The organism is Limosilactobacillus pontis (genome assembly GCF_002940945.1).
Classification (GTDB): domain Bacteria; phylum Bacillota; class Bacilli; order Lactobacillales; family Lactobacillaceae; genus Limosilactobacillus; species Limosilactobacillus pontis_A.
Window position 1 is genome coordinate 147,239 of record NZ_PNFV01000002.1, and the last position, 17,095, is coordinate 164,333.

13 protein-coding genes are annotated in these 17,095 nt (G+C 48.9%); 6 read left to right on the plus strand and 7 right to left on the minus strand.

Annotation, left to right across the window (positions count from 1 at the left end; all coding sequences use genetic code 11):
• Positions 1–7: 7 nt before the first annotated feature.
• Together CK797_RS02425 and CK797_RS02430 are read left to right on the plus strand one after the other, a co-directional pair.
• Positions 8–1,267 (plus strand): MFS transporter, encoded by a 1,260-nt coding sequence (locus CK797_RS02425; protein WP_104688221.1) that lies wholly within the window; start codon positions 8–10, stop codon positions 1,265–1,267.
• Positions 1,254–1,562: an MGMT family protein gene (locus CK797_RS02430; RefSeq protein WP_104688222.1), complete on the plus strand. Its 309-nt coding sequence runs from the start codon at positions 1,254–1,256 to the stop codon at positions 1,560–1,562. Before CK797_RS02425 ends, CK797_RS02430 begins: the two co-directional genes overlap by 14 nt.
• Positions 1,563–1,617: 55 nt before the next feature.
• On the opposite strand, the gene CK797_RS02435 is transcribed toward CK797_RS02430, so the two are convergent.
• The 5 genes from CK797_RS02435 to CK797_RS02455 all read right to left on the minus strand — a co-directional run bounded on the left by CK797_RS02435 (position 1,618) and on the right by CK797_RS02455 (position 9,850).
• Positions 1,618–1,974 (minus strand): type II toxin-antitoxin system RelB/DinJ family antitoxin, encoded by a 357-nt coding sequence (locus tag CK797_RS02435; RefSeq protein WP_104688223.1) that lies wholly within the window; start codon positions 1,972–1,974, stop codon positions 1,618–1,620.
• Positions 1,975–2,131: 157 nt separating this feature from the next.
• The gene (gene thrS / locus CK797_RS02440) at positions 2,132–3,937 is read right to left on the minus strand and encodes a threonine--tRNA ligase (protein ID WP_104688224.1); all 1,806 of its coding nucleotides are present in this window, start codon (positions 3,935–3,937) and stop codon (positions 2,132–2,134) included.
• A 322-nt stretch (positions 3,938–4,259) separates the two neighbouring features.
• Entirely contained in the window at positions 4,260–4,925 is a 666-nt protein-coding gene (locus tag CK797_RS02445) for a hypothetical protein (RefSeq protein ID WP_104688225.1), read from the minus strand.
• Positions 4,926–5,048: 123 nt separating this feature from the next.
• A complete protein-coding gene (locus tag CK797_RS02450) occupies positions 5,049–6,656 on the minus strand; it encodes an Nramp family divalent metal transporter (protein WP_412458017.1) in 1,608 nt (535 codons plus the stop codon).
• Between the two features lie 281 nt (positions 6,657–6,937).
• Positions 6,938–9,850, minus strand: coding sequence for an LTA synthase family protein (locus CK797_RS02455; protein ID WP_104688227.1), 2,913 nt, complete (start codon positions 9,848–9,850; stop codon positions 6,938–6,940).
• A gap of 178 nt (positions 9,851–10,028) precedes the next feature.
• Between CK797_RS02455 and CK797_RS02460 the strand changes: the two genes are divergently transcribed.
• The 4 genes from CK797_RS02460 to CK797_RS02475 all read left to right on the plus strand — a co-directional run bounded on the left by CK797_RS02460 (position 10,029) and on the right by CK797_RS02475 (position 14,270).
• Positions 10,029–11,099: an ABC transporter permease gene (locus tag CK797_RS02460; protein WP_104688228.1), complete on the plus strand. Its 1,071-nt coding sequence runs from the start codon at positions 10,029–10,031 to the stop codon at positions 11,097–11,099.
• 14 nt (positions 11,100–11,113) lie between these two features.
• Complete coding sequence (locus CK797_RS02465; protein ID WP_104688229.1) at positions 11,114–11,788, plus strand: ABC transporter ATP-binding protein; 675 nt, start codon at positions 11,114–11,116, stop codon at positions 11,786–11,788.
• Positions 11,789–11,906: 118 nt separating this feature from the next.
• Positions 11,907–13,886, plus strand: a complete 1,980-nt coding sequence (locus tag CK797_RS02470) for an ABC transporter ATP-binding protein/permease (protein WP_104688230.1) — start codon at positions 11,907–11,909, stop codon at positions 13,884–13,886.
• A gap of 150 nt (positions 13,887–14,036) precedes the next feature.
• Positions 14,037–14,270, plus strand: a complete 234-nt coding sequence (locus tag CK797_RS02475) for a hypothetical protein (protein ID WP_104688231.1) — start codon at positions 14,037–14,039, stop codon at positions 14,268–14,270.
• Between the two features lie 48 nt (positions 14,271–14,318).
• On the opposite strand, the gene CK797_RS02480 is transcribed toward CK797_RS02475, so the two are convergent.
• Positions 14,319–14,621, minus strand: coding sequence for an ArsR/SmtB family transcription factor (locus CK797_RS02480; RefSeq protein ID WP_104688232.1), 303 nt, complete (start codon positions 14,619–14,621; stop codon positions 14,319–14,321).
• A 133-nt stretch (positions 14,622–14,754) separates the two neighbouring features.
• Positions 14,755–16,737, minus strand: a complete 1,983-nt coding sequence (locus CK797_RS02485; protein ID WP_104688233.1) for a LysM peptidoglycan-binding domain-containing protein — start codon at positions 16,735–16,737, stop codon at positions 14,755–14,757.
• Positions 16,738–17,095: the final 358 nt, after the last annotated feature.

The window sequence follows — 17,095 nt, forward strand, 5'->3', positions numbered from 1 at the left end:
CGGATTCGTGCGAATTAACAAACAACAATGGCAATGGATCTTCTATGATTGGGCCAACTCTGGCTATGGGATCCTAGTCGTAACCGCTGTCCTGCCCGTTTATTTTAAGGCCGTCGCACAGCAGGCGGGAGTCAGTGCGGCCGACTCGACGGCTTACTGGGGCTATGCTAATAGCTTTGGTACCCTGGTGGTCTCGTTGCTGGCCCCACTGTTGGGTGCCCTGGCCGACTATCCTAATGCTAAACGCCGATGGCTAAATATCTTTACCTGGCCAGCCATCATCTTGACGCTGGGCCTGGCCCTCCTGCCGGCTAAGCAGTGGCAATGGCTGCTCTTCATGTACGTTTTGACGATCATCGGTTACTCAGGTGGGAACCTCTTTTACGATAGTTTCCTGACTGATGTAGCTCCAGACGGGCAGATGGACCTGGTCTCTTCAACTGGCTACGGAATGGGCTACCTCGGTGGGGTAATTGCCTTTATTGTCTTTCTGGCGGCTCAACTGACCCATGGCTTTAACGGCCTTTTGTCAGTCTATGGAATTGCCAAGTTTAGCTTCGTCATTGCCGCCGTCTGGTGGGGGATCTTTGGCTGGCCACTATTGGTGCACGGCCGCCAGCGGTATAGCGTTAGCGATGTTGCTAATCCGTTGCAGGACAGTTTTCGTCGGCTCGCTCAGACCTTTCATCATATTCGTCGCTACCGGCAGATCACCTGGTTCCTGATTGCCTATTTCTTCTACATCGACGGGGTCGACACGATCTTTACGATGGCTACTGCAATCGGCAAGGATATGGGGGTGCCGACCACGATGTTGATGATGGTCCTGCTGGTCGTCCAACTGATTGCTTTTCCGTTTTCCCTATTTTATGGTTGGCTTGCGAAGAAAACTTCCAACAGGACTGCCATCCTGGTTGGAATCACTGTTTACGTCATTATCTGTCTCGACGCTCTGCACCTAACTGACCTGACCGACTTCTGGATTCTGGCGATCCTGGTGGGAACTAGTCAAGGGGGACTTCAGGCGCTGAGTCGATCCTACTTTGGCCAATTGATTCCCAAGGATTCCAGCAGTGAGTTTTTTGGGTTTTACAACATTCTGGGGAAGTTTTCCGCAATTCTGGGACCGGTAATTGTAGGCCTAGTAACCCAGTGGACGGGGCGGTCGACGATGGGGGCGGCTTCGCTTAGTATTCTCTTCGTGATCGGCCTGGTAATCTTCTTACTGCTGCCTCAATTGGGAGGAGCTGCCGATGACCAAGATTGATGCAGACTTCATGACCGACGTGTTAAATATTGTTGATATCATTCCTTTGGGCCGGGTGGCCACCTATGGGCAGATTGCTCGGTTAATTGGCCGTCCGCGCAATGCTCGTTTGGTAGGGAAAGCCCTCAGTAAGGCCGGCGAGTATGGGAAGCATCCTTGTCATCGGGTCGTAACCGCCACTGGTCGTTTGGCACCTGGTTGGATCGATCAGGGACCGATGCTGGCGGCTGAGGGAATCCCGTTTAAAGATGCCAATCACGTTGATATCAAACGCTGCCAGTGGCCGGGAATTTAAATTGCAAAAAGGATCTGGATTGCGCTGATGCGCGCATCCAGGTCCTTTCCCTTTGCTAGTCGTGAGTATTGTTAAGGATTCCCTGGCCGATACCACCAGGTTGCTCCTTCTTTTGGTGGCTAGTGGCTTTTAGGACACTGCCACCGATCCCGGTGGCCCCGTTATCAGGTCCCGCCAGGGCGGACAGCAGCTTGTTCAACCGGGTAACTACCTCGGGGTTGCCTGCCCGGTATTGACGGGCAACCTCGTCTACATCACGTGTTCCCTTGATTTCAAACGGAATCCGTCTGTCCTGTTGGACCCGCTTGAGGTAAACCTTGATCCCGCTAGTGAGGTCCAGCCCCATCTCGGCGAAGATTTTGTTAACATCATCCTTCAATTGGTCGTCGATCTTAATGTTAATTTGTGCCATAAAAGTCACTCCTTTCATCTCCTATATTATCACGATACAAAATTAGTGTATATAAATTAAGTATAGTGTATAGCGTTAGTATACATAGTAACGTTCTGCGTATAAAAAGCCCCTGACAGGGATGATAACCGTCAGGGACTTTACTAAAGGGTTACTATTACTTTTCACGTGAGTAGGATGCGATGTCGGCAAGAATTTCGTCCATGAAGGCATCTTGGCTCATTTCGTTTTGTTCCTTCTCACCATACTTCCGGACGGAAACGCCGTTGCTCTTCAGCTCGTCGTCACCAACAACTAAGGTGTACGGAACTTTTTGGGTTTGGGCTTCACGAATCTTGTAGCCCATCTTTTCATTCCGGTGGTCAACAACGACCCGGATGTTAGCAGCCTTCATCTTCTTGGCAAGTTCATCGGCATATTCACCGTGGGCATCATCGCTAACTGGGATGATGTGGACTTGTTCAGGGGCTAGCCAGGTTGGGAAGGCACCTTTGTAGATTTCAGTCAGGTAGGCCACAAACCGTTCCATGGTCCCGACAACCCCACGGTGGATCATGACTGGCATGTGTTCCTTACCGTCCTTACCAACATAGGTCAGACCGAAACGATCTGGCAGCATGAAGTCCAGTTGGATGGTGGACATGGTTTCATCGTTGCCCAGTGCCGTCTTGGTTTGGATGTCCAGCTTTGGACCGTAGAATGCAGCTTCACCTTCAGCCTCGTAGTAGTCAAGGTTCAGGTCATCCATGGCGGCCTTCAGCAGGGTTTGGGACTTCTCCCACATTTCATCATTGGCGTAGTACTTCTTAGTGTTCTTCGGGTCACGCAGAGAAAGGCGGAAGCTGTAATCAGTAATATCGAAGTCCTTGTAGACGGACATGATCAACTTCAAGATCTTGGCGAATTCGGACCGGATTTGGTCGAGGGCTACAAAGGTGTGGCCGTCGTTCAGAGTCATTTCACGAACCCGTTGTAGACCGGAGAGGGCACCAGACTTCTCGTAACGGTGCATCATCCCAAGTTCGGCAATCCGCAGTGGCAGGTCACGGTAGGACCGGATGTGGTGCTTGTAGACCTGAATATGGCTTGGGCAGTTCATTGGCCGCAATTCAAGCATTTCGCCGTCACCCATGTCCATCGGTGGGAACATGTCATCACGATAGTGTTCCCAGTGACCAGAAGTCTTGTAGGCATCCAAGTTCATCAGAACCGGGGTGTAGACGTGCTTGTAGTCATCAGCAACTTCCCGGTCGATGATGTAGCGTTCGATCGTCCGCCGAATCGTAGCCCCCTTTGGCATCCAGTATGGCAGACCAGCACCAACCTTCGGATCAACAAAGAAGAGGTCGAGCTGGTTACCGATTACCCGGTGGTCACGTTCACGTGCTTCCTGACGCTTCTTCAGATCTTCAGCCAAGGCATCCTTCTTGTAGAAGACAGTCCCGTAGATCCGCTGAAGCATTGGGTTGGATGACATACCCTTCCAGTAGGCACCAGCAACGGACAGGAGCTTGAGGTTCTTGACCACATCACCGTAAACCAGGACGTCCTGGTCGGCGATAGCCATAGCGTCACCAAGCTTATACATGGCAACTTTACCATCCTTGGCATTTTCGTTGATCAGTTCTGCAGAGAACTGGTCGTCCTTGACAGCGGCCAGGGCGTCGTCAACGGCAACTTCAGAAAATTCAACCTTGACGTCGTCCTTGGCCATACCCTTGATGACGTCTTCTAAGGCTGGTAATTCGTCGGCGGAAACTTGTTGATCGTCCTTGTCGGAATCAACATGGAAACCGTCCTCATCTGCCACGGCTTCACCAAGGCGAATACCCTTAAATTCTTGGAGCAGGGCAGCCTTGAGCATCAAGGCGGACAACTTGCGGAGTGCTTGTAAACCTTCTTTTGAGTCCCGGTCGATCTTCTTAACGGATCCATCGGGTGACATAACTGCGACTTGAGCCATAATGATCTCTCCCTTATAAAAATTAAAAACGTCCCTAATGCTACTGATTGGTAAGCATTAGGGACGTTAATTATCATGAATTAGCGTGGTTCCACCCATATTTAGGAATACGAAAATTCCTCTCAACGGTGTGGTAACGGACACGACCCGACCGGCCTTATTTCGGCCAGTGATGCTAGAAGGTGGTATCAAGGTGATGAGTCACTCCAACGATGCTTCCAGCCATGGCACCGACTCCCTGGTAGGAGGTTATCACTTGACGTATCCTTCAGTTGCCTATGATTATAGCACGGCTACTCGGCTTGGCAACCCCCTTTTTAAATTAATTTGACTTCTGCGGGGTTGGAGCAGCGTGTTGGGCACTGCCTTGCCCAGCAGGCTGAGCACTATTATTTTGGCTTTGATTCGTAGTAGGATGCTGCTGATTATTATTGCTTGATTGGCTGTTGGCATTGGGTTGTTGACTGCTGCTTTGAGCTGGCTGACTAGAGGCAGAGTTTTGATGGCTGTTGGTCGATGGCGTTGATTCCCGATGGGCCGGTTGGGTACTGTGGTTGCTGCTTGGCACCGTGTAGGAGTAAGTATCGCTGGTATCGGTATTGTTGCTGTTGGAATGGGATCGTTTGTGGTGTTTATGACTAGAACTGTGCCGCTTCTTTTTAGAACTAGTAGAGACGGTGGTGGTGTCATCATCACTCGTGTTAACCGGATTCTGCTGCTTAACCATAAAGACAATGATCATTACCAAGAGAACTGCCAAGAGGATCCCCAGCAGAACCTTGAATGTCTTGTGGTTACGGTTCTTCTGGCCGGGATGGTATGACGGCTTGCCCTTCTTCGGACGCGGACGATTGTTGTTACGCTCTTGACGTTTGAGATTATCGAAGATGGAAGACTTGCGCTTCTTCTTTTTGTCGCCTGGCTTCGGGGTGTCGTATAGTTCGACTCGGGTCAGGGGCTTTTTATCCTTGTCTTGGTTGTTATTCAACGTGTTCACCTCATTAAAAACGATACTGGATTAGTCCCTATTATAGCATGATCTAACTGTTTTAAACGGCGGAAAGGGAATTGACTGAGGCCAATTCCCTTTCGAAGTTAGGTAGTAAATATGTTAGTTCTTAGCGGAGTCGTTCATTTCTTCTTCTTGTTGACCGAAACCCTTGCCTTCAGCGGCGAAACGCTTGTCACCGCGGTAAAGTTCAACACAGGTCCAGACCAGCAGGATCAGGATAATGACGATCGTCAGGTAAGCCAGCGTATCGGACATGCTCTTTGACCAGATACCAAAACCTTCGTAGGTTGATGGCAGATTGTAGAGGTTCAGGAAGGTCAGTACGACGACGGAAAGCCAGCCGCAGACCTTGACCCACATCCGGTTCTTAAATTCACCCATCTCAATTTCACTGTTGGTCATCATCAGCAGTGGGAGCATCGAGAATGGCAAGGCAAAGGCCAGGAAGACTTGTGAGTTTTCCATTAGAAGGTTCAGGGCGGTGTGCTGTTGGATGGTGGATTCACCAGAGGTCATGGCAACACAGGCCAGAACTGGGATAACGGAGATAATCCGGGTAACCAGCCGGCGGGCCCAGAGTGGCATCTTCATGTGGACGAACCCTTCCATGATTACCTGACCAGTCAGAGTACCGGTAATGGTTGAGTTTTGACCAGAGGCCAGCAGGGCAACAGCAAACAGGGTTGATAGGATACCAGACTTGGCAACGGCAATCAGGATCGGGTTGCTAAGCATGGAAGTGTTGTTCAAGGCATCGTAAAGGCCAAAGAAGGAACTATCCTTAACGGCACCGTACTTGAATACGGCAACCCCCATGATCAGCAGGAGGGCGTTAACAACGAAGGCCAGGGACAATTGAATGTTGGAGTCCCAGGTCGTGAACCGCACGGTCTGACGAATACTATCAAGGTCGTTATGGTCGATCTTCCGCGTCTGGGAGATAGCGGAGTGCAGGTACAGGTTGTGCGGCATAACTGTGGCCCCGATAATCCCCAGAGAACCACTCAATGGGGTGATTCCACCGATTTCAGGGTGCTGGGCAATGGCCTTAGTGGAAGGCAGTAGGCCCATAAATGCGGCGCCCCAGTCTGGCTTTGAGAGGGCAACCTGGTAGGCAAAGACAAATAAAATAACCAGGATCAGGCAGGCAACGATAACTTCGATTTTCCGGAACCCAATCTTCGTTAATAATAGCAGAACTAAAACATCCAAAACAGTAATGAAAACTGATGGGATCAACGGAATATGGAACAATAAGTTCAGGGCAATCGCCGCACCAATAACTTCGGCAATATCAGTTGCCATGATCGCTAATTCGGTCATGATCCATAGAATAACTCCTAACGCTTTACCGGTCCGCGCCCGTGTTGCCTGAGCGAGGTCCATTTGACTCACGATCCCGAGTTTAGCCGCCATGTATTGTAGTAACATCGCAATCAAACTTGAGATCAAGATGGTAGTCATTAGGGTGTATTGGAAGCTTTGACCACCGGTAATTGAAGTAGCCCAGTTACCAGGATCCATGTAACCCACGGCAACTAATGCACCAGGGCCGGAGTAGGCGAATAGTGTTCGCCAGAAACCTTTACCATGAGGAACTTCAACGGTACCGTTGATTTCTTCTAGAGACTTACCGTTAGCATACTCAATCAAGTGATGCTTACGGTGTTGATTTTTTGTGTTATCCACGCCAAATCCACCTTTCATCTTATTTGTTAACATGATTGATAACCAAAATTAACTTAATTCGAATACTTTGTTAGGCTACCATAAAAATTTATACAATGCAACTGAAGATTGCCGTTGTGGCGGCGTTTTGCGGGGGTGAATTTGGCGTGACCTTTGCTGACTAATCCGGTGGTTGACAATAGTTAAGCGATTCCAAAGATGCCTTTATAAATTCTTAAAAATATTTTATAAACCTTGAAGAATTGTTTAGGGTGAACAAAAAATCCCTGCAACGGGTGACCGATGCGGGGATTAAGTAATTATTTCATCATATTGGTTTTTAGCAGGTAGTGATGGCCGGCAGTAATGTCATACTGGACGAGTTGGTAGTCGTGCCATAGTTTCTTCTGCTGCTTGGTAAGAGAGCTGTAGGAAACGACCTTGCCCTGCTGGTTAATGTATTCGGGTGCCGAGTTGAAACTGTTGGTCCCATTTTGCTGGGTGCTTAGTGCGTATGCGGGCAACTGATGGTAGAGCTGGGTTAGCATCGCCTGGTAGGGAGTAACCCGAGAATTAGTCTGCTCGGCTGCCATTGCGATGAAGTCGTTTGGACCAACGTAATGGGTTGACCGGGTCAGCTTCTTGGCCCCCTGCCGTTGTGCAGCAGTGTTGGAGTAAATAAAGTAGTCGGTCTCATGTAGTTTCAGTCCGTCCTTTTTCATACTATTGCGGTAGATTCCCGGCAGGTGGTCACCATAGAAGACCAGGGTAATCGGTCGGTTAAGCTTGTCGATCTCCTTGATAAACTGGGTGACTGCTGTGTCGGTGTAGTGAATTCCCATCGCATAGTTTTCGACCTGGGCAGGATCAGTTCCATCGCCAACTGTGGCGCGGTAACGGTTGATCCCGTTGTAGAGGTTATTGTAAGGCAGGTGATTCTGCATGGTAACGAGGTTGATGAATTGGGCGCCATGGTGGGACTTGAGCTGGTCCAAAGTATTGGCGTAGGCCGTCTGGTCAGACAGGTAGGTGTTGCGGTCAATCTTCTGCTGGTGCTTGATCGGATGCTTTTTGCTACCAAGGTAGAAGAAGCTCTTGAAGCCAAATTTCGGATAATCAGTGCCCCGGTCATAGAACTTCTTGGAGTAAGGGTGAATAGCTGTCGCATACTTGAAGCTTTGGACGATCGTTGGATTGTGCTTGAGGTATGGGACTAGCTGGGTATACGGTGTCGACAAGGTCTGAGCAAAATTGCACATTGCAAACCCGGTCAGTGTCATGTACTCCATGTCAGCCGTCCCCCCACCGTAGCCGGAACTGATCATTATTCCGGAAGTCGTCTCCTTTTTGATATGGTCAATCTTCGGAATTGGGTTAGCCTTTAGGGAGACGCCCGGGACCCGGTTTGGGTTGGCAAAACTCTCACTTAGGTTGAAAATAATGGTCTGATCTTGCAACCGATTGGTTCGGCCGGTATTGATCTTTTTGGCTACTTGATTATATTCTCGGCTGATGCGGTCCATCGTGGCCTTAGAGTAGCCATGAGGCCGGCTCATGACCGTGATATCGACGTTGTTAAGAAATTGAACGGTTGGGCCGTTCTGTTTGGCCCCCACGGCCTGGTGGATGAAGTGAGGCTGGTCATCCAGCCCGGTCATCAGAGTCTGCATTCGGGAGCCATGGTGGTTCCAAAAGGCAGCACTGCCAAAGGCACAGATAGCAAGGAGCAGCCAGCAAAGCCGCCATGGCCAAGTGAGTCGTTGAACCCGCCGCCAGCGTTCCAAGACAATGATGGCAAGGATGATCACCACGATAGCGATCCCGCTGTAAATCAAGAGGTGGTAGTCGATCATCTTGAGTAGGCTATCAAGGTCATTGATCATTGCTAGTTCAGACGGTAGGATTGGCTCATTACGTAGGTCCATTTTTTGAATGTTGGCAATGATCCAGATGGCGTTGCCCATTCCAGTAACCAGCAACGATAGCCAGTAGCGGTTGGTCAGTGCCTGGAGGGCCTTGAAGGTCAAGAAGATCAGGAGAGTTGTCAGCCAGAGCATCGGCTGCTTGACGAAATGGGTATGGTTACCCATGTAGTAAATAGAAAGGTCAGCCAAGACATAGGCAACAAGGAGGGCCAGCAGGGTTGGCCACTGGCGCAGGATCGCGGTACCAACCCGGTGGGTGATTGTTAGCAGCTGCTGGTCGACCGACTGATCGGGGGTGGTTGTAAGGCAGCAATCAATCCGCTGACTGAGTCCCCAGTGACGTTGGAGCTGGTTCACCAATTGTGGCAGCCAGATGGTAATCATTAGGGTGAGGACCGTCAGCCCTAGGATAATTAGAAGCTGGCCGGCCAGACTATTAGTGGATTTAGTCAAGACAGTGGCTCGATTAATGACAACAGCGTCACTAAGTAGAACTGTTAGTCCAGTCAAAAAGTAACTTGGATGCTTGATTGTTGTGGTGAAGCGAATCAAAGACTTCTTTAATAGGATAAAGGCAGATGTCGCCACAACCACAGATGGCAGGAAGGTCGGCGTGGTAAATCGCCCGGCCGTGAGCATACTGCCGTGAGTTTGAAAGGCAGCGTTGGGCATGATTGCTACCAGTAGGATATTGGTCGCTAAGGCCGCTCCTAGCCACTTGGCGACCGTTTGTCGGTTGACCGTCAATTGGTCGCTTAAGGCACCAATCGTCAAAATCAGCAGGCCAAAGGTGACCGAGTTTCCTTTGAGCAGGCCGAACATATCCCGGTTAAAGATTGTCGTTGCTGCCAACGGCAGCATTGTGAGAACAATCCCAGTCAGGCTACCACGGTTATTGATTTTACTTCGCAACCATGGTAACAAGGCACTGGCAATAATCACCACCGTGGCCAGTGGAGCCACATTACGGCTAACAGGTAACAATGCGTTGTAGAGACGGTGGTAGTTAAATTGATTAAAGGTTAACCAGTCAACGACAACTACCCCGGTAGCCACCAGAATAGTGTAGAGCAACATTTTACCGGTTCGCGCTAGACGAAGAGGTCGGTGGCTTAGGACTGCCCCGACCGTGAGTAGGGCGATCAGGTATAGGATGATGGTCCCGCTGTGGAGGAGTTGGAGTCCTACCATGGTGAGGTTGTTATGCGCATATTTAATGTAGGTCAGTTGAGGTGACCAGATGATGGTGTTGATGCCCCAGGCAAAGACGAGGAGTACAAATGACCACCAGGCCCGAACATATTTCATGAAGATGTCTCTCCCATTCCAATTAAGTATAACCAGTATACCGCAGAATTAGGTTAAGGCGTGGTTAAGAATTATTTTCACTGAGCTCCAAATGTTGACAGTTTGGTGGTGACAACGCTAGACTCAATAGTGACACGATGTCACTTTAAAATAATCATACAGAAAGTTCGTGGTAAAAATGTTTTTGGCACTAAAGGAAATTAAGCACGCCAAGTTTCGCTACACCCTGATCACGGTCATGATTATGATGATCAGCTACCTGGTCTTTATCTTGATGGGAATGATGCTGGGGCTGGCCAATGAGAATAAGGCGGCAATCAATGCCTGGGGAACCCAGACAGTCTTTTTAAACAAAAATGCTAACGGGAGTCTGAGTGCGTCGATGGTAACCAAGAATCAGCTCCCCAATAAATTGAACAAACATGAGGCCTTGGTCGGGCAGACTCCAGTAGTTATTACCCGAGCTGATGGTCAGCATAAGCTGAAAGAGAATGCCCAAGTGATCGGGTTAGATCGCCAGCAGTTTATCGCCAAGCATAAGATCACACTGATAGCGGGCCACCAGGCAAAAGGTGCTCATCAGGTCGTGGCGGATGCAGGGCTGAAGGAAAAGGGTTACCGTCTTGGTGACCAGATTCATCTGAATTCCAGTCGGCAGAAGTATCGAATCGTTGGTTTTGCTAAGGACGCTACGCTCAATGTTGCTCCGGTAGTCTACACCACCCTGAATACCTGGCAGCAGCTGAAAGGGGTCAGTGACCAAACAGTTGCCAGCGGGGTAGTGGCTGACCAGAAAGAATCAGCTAAGCGTTTCAATCAGTTGAGCCACTATCCGGTCAATACCTTTATTCAAAAGCTACCTGGCTATACTGCCCAGAACAACACTTTTACTTTTATGATCGCCTTTCTGATGGTAATCTCCCTGATTATCATCGCCGTTTTCTTATACATCTTGACGATGCAGAAGATGAATAATTATGCCGTTCTGCGGGCGCAGGGGATTCCAGCCAGGCACCTAGTTGGCGCTACTCTGTCTCAGGCTATAATTTTGATGATGGCAGGAGTGCTTGGTGGGGTCATCTTCACCTGGATCACCCAGCTGGTTCTGCCGACGACAGTACCGATTTTGATGAATTGGCCAATTATTACCGGTGTCAGTTTTGTTCTGATTATTCTTGGGATGCTGGGCGCCCTGCTGCCAGTTCGGATGATTCTTAAGATTGATCCAGTAAAGGCATTGAACAATTAAGGGAGGTATGAAAAATGGCCGCAATTGAATTAACTAATATTGATAAGTCATTTGGCACAGGGATAAGCCGGGTCGCGGTGCTCAAAGACATTAGCTTCACCGCCGATCTGGGTGAATTGAGCCTGATCCTCGGGCCATCTGGTTCGGGGAAGAGCACTCTTTTGACGATCATGGGTGGCCTGCAGACGCCGGACAAGGGGACAGTCCTGATTGATCAGCAAGATCTGGGTGAACTGTCATCGAAACAACGTGATCAGCTTCGTCTCAATAAGATCGGTTTTGTCCTTCAGTCCTACAACCTGCTTCCCTATCTGAATATTCGTGATCAATTCAAGCTGGTTGACCGGATCAAGAGACAGGGGAATCTAACCGCAGCTGCACTGGATCATCTTTTGGAAGAATTAGGAATTGACCAGTTATTAAATCAGTACCCGGGTGAACTTTCGGGTGGGCAGAACCAGCGAGTAGCGATTGCCCGGGCTCTCTATACCGACCCGCAGATTATCCTGGCGGATGAGCCCACGGCTGCGCTAGACAGCAATCGGGTGCGGGTCGTTGGCAAGATCTTGAGACAGATGGCCCAAGATCACCGCAAGGCCGTTATTGTGGTGACTCATGATATGCGGTTACGGGAGTTTGCCGACCACATATATCAGCTGATGGATGGTCGATTGACCAAGGAAGAATGATATTTCCCGGGAAATATCTAATTAATTCATAAAAAGCTTCCTTTACTTGGCGTGATTGGGGTACTGATTGGTATAATTTTAGTAAGTAGCCTACAAAAATTAAGTAAAGGAGAAGCATATGGCTTTTTTAGAATTGCATGACATCCATAAGTCATACTATCTCGACAAAGAAGAGTTCCCGGTCCTCAAGGGAATCAGTCTGGATTTTGACCGTGGCGAGTTTGTATCAATCCTTGGTGAGTCTGGAGGTGGGAAATCGACCCTGATGAATATTATTGGGGGACTGGACCGAAACTTCACGGGTCAGGTCTTGGTCAACGGGCAGCTCCTTGATCATCGCGATCAGAAGCAGCTGGATAATTACCGGCGGTCTACCGTTGGTTATATCTACCAGTCTTACAACTTGATTTCCCACTTGACGGTTCTTGATAACGTCTTAATTGCCCTGGATATGACCACCATGACCCGGGAACAACAGCGGCAGCGGGCACTTCAGCTGTTAGAAAAGGTGGGATTGGGTGATCAGGTCAATAAGCACCCGAATCACTTGTCTGGTGGCCAAAAGCAACGTGTAGCAATTGCCCGGGCCCTAGCCAGCGATCCCCAAATAATCATTGCTGACGAGCCGACAGGGGCCTTGGACGCCCAGAATACCCAGGAGGTTCTGGCCCTTCTGGATGATATTGCCAAGGATGGCAAGCTGGTCATTGCGGTTACCCACTCCCAGGAGGTTGCCGATCACGGAACCCGAATTGTCCATCTTGCCAATGGACTGATTGACGGTGATGAGCGCTTGCGTCCAACCTATACTCTGCCTACTCATCCGACTCACATTACTGCACGGCCGTTGCCAGCAATGGCGAGCTACCGCACAGCCTTCAAGCACCTGATGTATAATTTCTGGCGTAACTCCCTGATCATGTTGGGGACGGCGATTGGGATATTTGCGGTAATTCTTTTTACCGGGTTGGGTAACGGGATTAATGGTTATATTCAGAACCAGATTAACTCGTTAGCTAACCCACGTGCGGTTACGGTCCATAAGAACCCAACCGGAAAGAAGATGACTCAGGATCAGCTTCAGGTCTCGATGCAGAACATGGCAGCCGATCCACAGTCAATGCTGATCAGCCAGCACAATGTTGACCGCCTACGCAAACTTAAGGGAATCTCGGCAGTTGAACCAGGTGTAACGGTGGCGGGGTTCCGACTGTCCTACCAGAAGATGCAACAGAGCGGTACCAATTTAGCAACCTGGAATCGTTCTGTCACCACCCGGGCAATCAAGCATGGACACAAGCCGGGCGATAACGAGATCCTCCTGACCAAGCAACAGGCGATGCAGTTGACTGGCCCGACTAAGTATCGCCAGCTGATTGGTAAAAAGGTTCACTTGACCTTCAATTGGATTGACCACAACGGCAACCCGGTACCGGTAACTGGTGATTTACGGGTCAGTGGGATTGCGGATGGTGTTAGTGCCGTGACCGCTTTGAATTATAAGACGATGCACCGATTGATCAAGGATAGTGGGGGTACGACGGCGGCTAATTCCGTGGCCGTAATCGTTAATGACCTCAGTCAGGTCCAGAAGGTCGCCAACCGGATCGATAACATGCGTGATGGTAATAACAAGCGGATCTTCGGTGCAATTACCGTTGGTTCAATTCTGAAGACCGTTAACACATATGTCAGTCTGGCTTCTACCGTTTTGGCTGCGATTGCCGGAATTTCCCTGTTAGTTTCAGCCTTGATGATCATCGTGACGATGTACATGTCAGTGTCAGAGCGGACCAAGGAAATCGGGATTTTGCGGGCGCTGGGCGAGCGAAAGAAAGATATCCGTCGTCTCTTCACTGCTGAGTCGATTCTGATCGGTCTCTTTTCTGCAATCCTGGCAATAGTCCTGGCTCTGGTTGCGACGGTTATTCTTAATCATGCCCTATATGGGATGATCAAGTACAACATTGTCCAAATCACTGTGGGCAACCTCGTCTTTGCTCTTGTGGTAGCGATCGTGATTTCCTTCATTGCGGCCCTCTTACCAGCACGTCGAGCAGCTAATTTGAATCCGATCGATGCCCTAGCTGCGGATTAAGTATCATAAATGCAAAAAGCCGACCAATTAAGTTGGCTTTTTGTATTTATTAGACATATAAAACAATATGGCACGATAAATTAAAATAGACCATAAAAAATAATTAGGCTGTCCAAAACAGGCGTATAATGGATAATGGAGGTGTTAAAAGTGACGACAGTTTTTGTTCATGATGATGATAAGACGCAAACGGTTCATTGCTCTGACGGTACACAAGGGGTCATGCAGATCAGTAATGCTGACTCAGCACCAAAGTATGATTTTAGATTTTATGGCCATACCCACCCCAGCTTCTTCCTGAATGCGGACCAATACCACAGTGGGATAGAGCTGACAGTTGCAGATGTCCTAGATACGGAAAAATTTCAACTCAAGTTTGTTTAAACTAAAATGAGGACGATGGTACCGGGGAGGCAACCATCATCCTCATTTTTATTTTTTGACAATTTGTTCGGCGTGGTTCAGGACGTCGGCGATTAGGACTACCACCTGAGGATCATCCAGGTGATAGATAACGACCTTGCCCTGACGATGTTGCTGGACCAGGTTATACTTACGTAGCAGTTGAAGTTGGTGGGAGACTCCCGACTGTTCCCAATTCAGTCGCTCGCTAATCTCAGAAACACTCATTGAGTGTTGGATTAGGAGGTAGAGAAGCTGTAGTCGTTTAGGGTTACCAAGAATCTTGAAGAAATGGCTAATGCTCTCAAGGTTAGGATTTTCATTCACTGGCACGGCCGGTCACCACTTTCCGTCCAAAAGCATGTTAATTGACATGCAATTGACTATTATTATGTTTATTTTAAGGTTTTAAACGAAAAAAAGCAAAAGCAGGAAAATTGCCTTTGCTTTTTTTCTATAACCTAAATTAGAGAGCCAGGTGCTGGCCAACGTAGATTACATATGGACTCTGCAGGTTGTTCTTGCTTGCTAGAGTCCGCCAGTTTAAACCGTACTGTGCGGCGATCTTAGATAAGGAGTCACCGCTTTGAACGACGTAACCAGTACTGCTAGTGGAAACGTGACTGCTCGTAGTGACGTGGTAGCTTGTCTGACTATTGCCCCGGACCTGAAGACGCTGACCAACATAGATGTGGTTTGGGTTGCTCAGGTGGTTGACTTGAGCCAGTTGTGAATAGTTGGTGTTAAACTTAGCGGCGATGCCAGATAGGGTGTCACCACGCTGCACTGTGTATGTTGACGTAGTGTTTGAATTCGTGGCATAACTCGTATGGTGTGTCGTGGTTGTTGACGTCGTAGTATGCTGACTGGCTGCTTGCAGCTGGAGACGCTGACCAACATAGATGTGGTTCGGGTTGCTCAGGTGGTTGATCTGGGCCAGGTTGGTGTAGGTGGTGTTGAACTTGTTGGCAATGCCGGATAGGGTGTCGCCACGCTGAACAGTATATGAGCTAACTCCTGAATTCTGCTGCGTGGTATTGTTAGCTGACTGGGAAGCATGGTTGCTCGTTTGCGTTTGTACCTGGGCCCGCAATTGAAGACGCTGACCGACGTAGATACGGTTCGGATTGCTTAAGTGGTTGATCTGGGCCAGGCTAGTGTAGGTGGTGTTGAACTTGTTGGCAATGCCAGACAGGGTGTCACCACGCTGCACTGTGTATGAACTAGCGCTGCTCGTGTTGGTTGTGGTCGTGTGATTTGTATTTGTGGTAGATTGGGTTTTGTGTTGATCCACTGCAGGTGTATTCTGCCGGACCAGCAGACGTTGACCGGGATAGATACGGTTGACGTTATGAATATCGTTCAGGTGGGCCAGGGTGTTGACCGAAGTAGCAAACTTGTTGGCGATACCGGACAGGGTATCACCGCTGTGGACGGTGTAGTAGTTGGTGTTACCGTTAGCCGCAAAGTTGGTGTTGGACGTTGAAGCGTTCGTGTAGCGGTTGGTGACCACCCGGCCAGAGAAAGCCACGGAATCAAGCTGGGTTAGGTTGTAGGTCTGGACCAGATTGATCAGTGAACGGGCATAACTAGGATCTGTTGCGTAGCCATCTTGACGAAGCTTGTTAGCGACGGAAACATAGTTAGTGTCGCCAAGCAGGTTATGGTAGCGTCGGTTACTGTATAAGAAATTACCATGGTCTTCAACTGATTCGGAATTGTTAGCATAGGCCCGGAAATTGTCGTTGATGTAAACACTCCGACCGTTGTAAACTTCCCGGGTTCGCATAGTGACGGAATGGCCATTGTAGGAGCCCTTAATTCCAAAAAGGTTGTGAGCATTGGTGGACAGGGATGAACGACCCCAGCCGCTTTCTAAGATAGCCTGAGCCACGGTGATGGAAGGCAGAACTTGATACTTGTTCCAGCCAGCGATCGCACCGGGAGCCACGCTCTGAATAAAGTTTTGGCTGTGAGCGTTATTACTGAAATGTAGGGAAGCAACATCCACCCCGTTACCCTGTTGAGGAGCGGTGGTTGCTGCCATTGCCATAGTGGTTGCTGCGCTGACACTAGTAGAGGCGGCACTAACGGCAGTGGAGGCCGATTGAGCGGGTGCAACACTGGCAGTTGCTACCGTTGTACTGGCGCTTGATACCGTAGCATCAGCAGCTGCCGAGTGATCTGCAGTGGCGGAACTAACCACCGCACTACTGGAGTTCGTGGAACTGTCTGAGTTTACGGCAGCAGAGCTGTTAGCCGTTGAGGTGCTGTTCGGTACTGCACTGGTGACTTGCGTTTCTGCCTTTACTGGTTGATCATCAGCGTGTGCAACTGCACCGGTAGCAGTAAGCATTGTGAGGGCCGTGATACCAGCAAACACCCATTTTCGGCCGCTTTTGTACATCTTGTAATGTGTGGTCGCATTAGTAGATTCCTGACGATTCATTAGCATTGACTCCCTTGACTTAAGATAATTGATAAATAGAATTGCTAAGGTTTGACAAAAATATTTAAGAACTTATTAAGATTTAGCTAGTACCAAGTTACCATTAATTTACCTGATCGTCAATGTTAAAAGGAACTGGTTTAATTAGTAAATTTATATCTGACAAAGGTGTAGTTATGGGCAAACCAGGCTTATATAAATAAATCGTCGTGATAAATTAATTTAATACAGATGAAAAAAACAACATATTATCTTAGAGAAAGTTAAATTAGTGAAATATGTTACCCAGCCGCGGCCGGGTAAGCTATAATAAAAAAGTTACTGACAATGTACCAGCCAATTATTTGGAAGAAAGTAG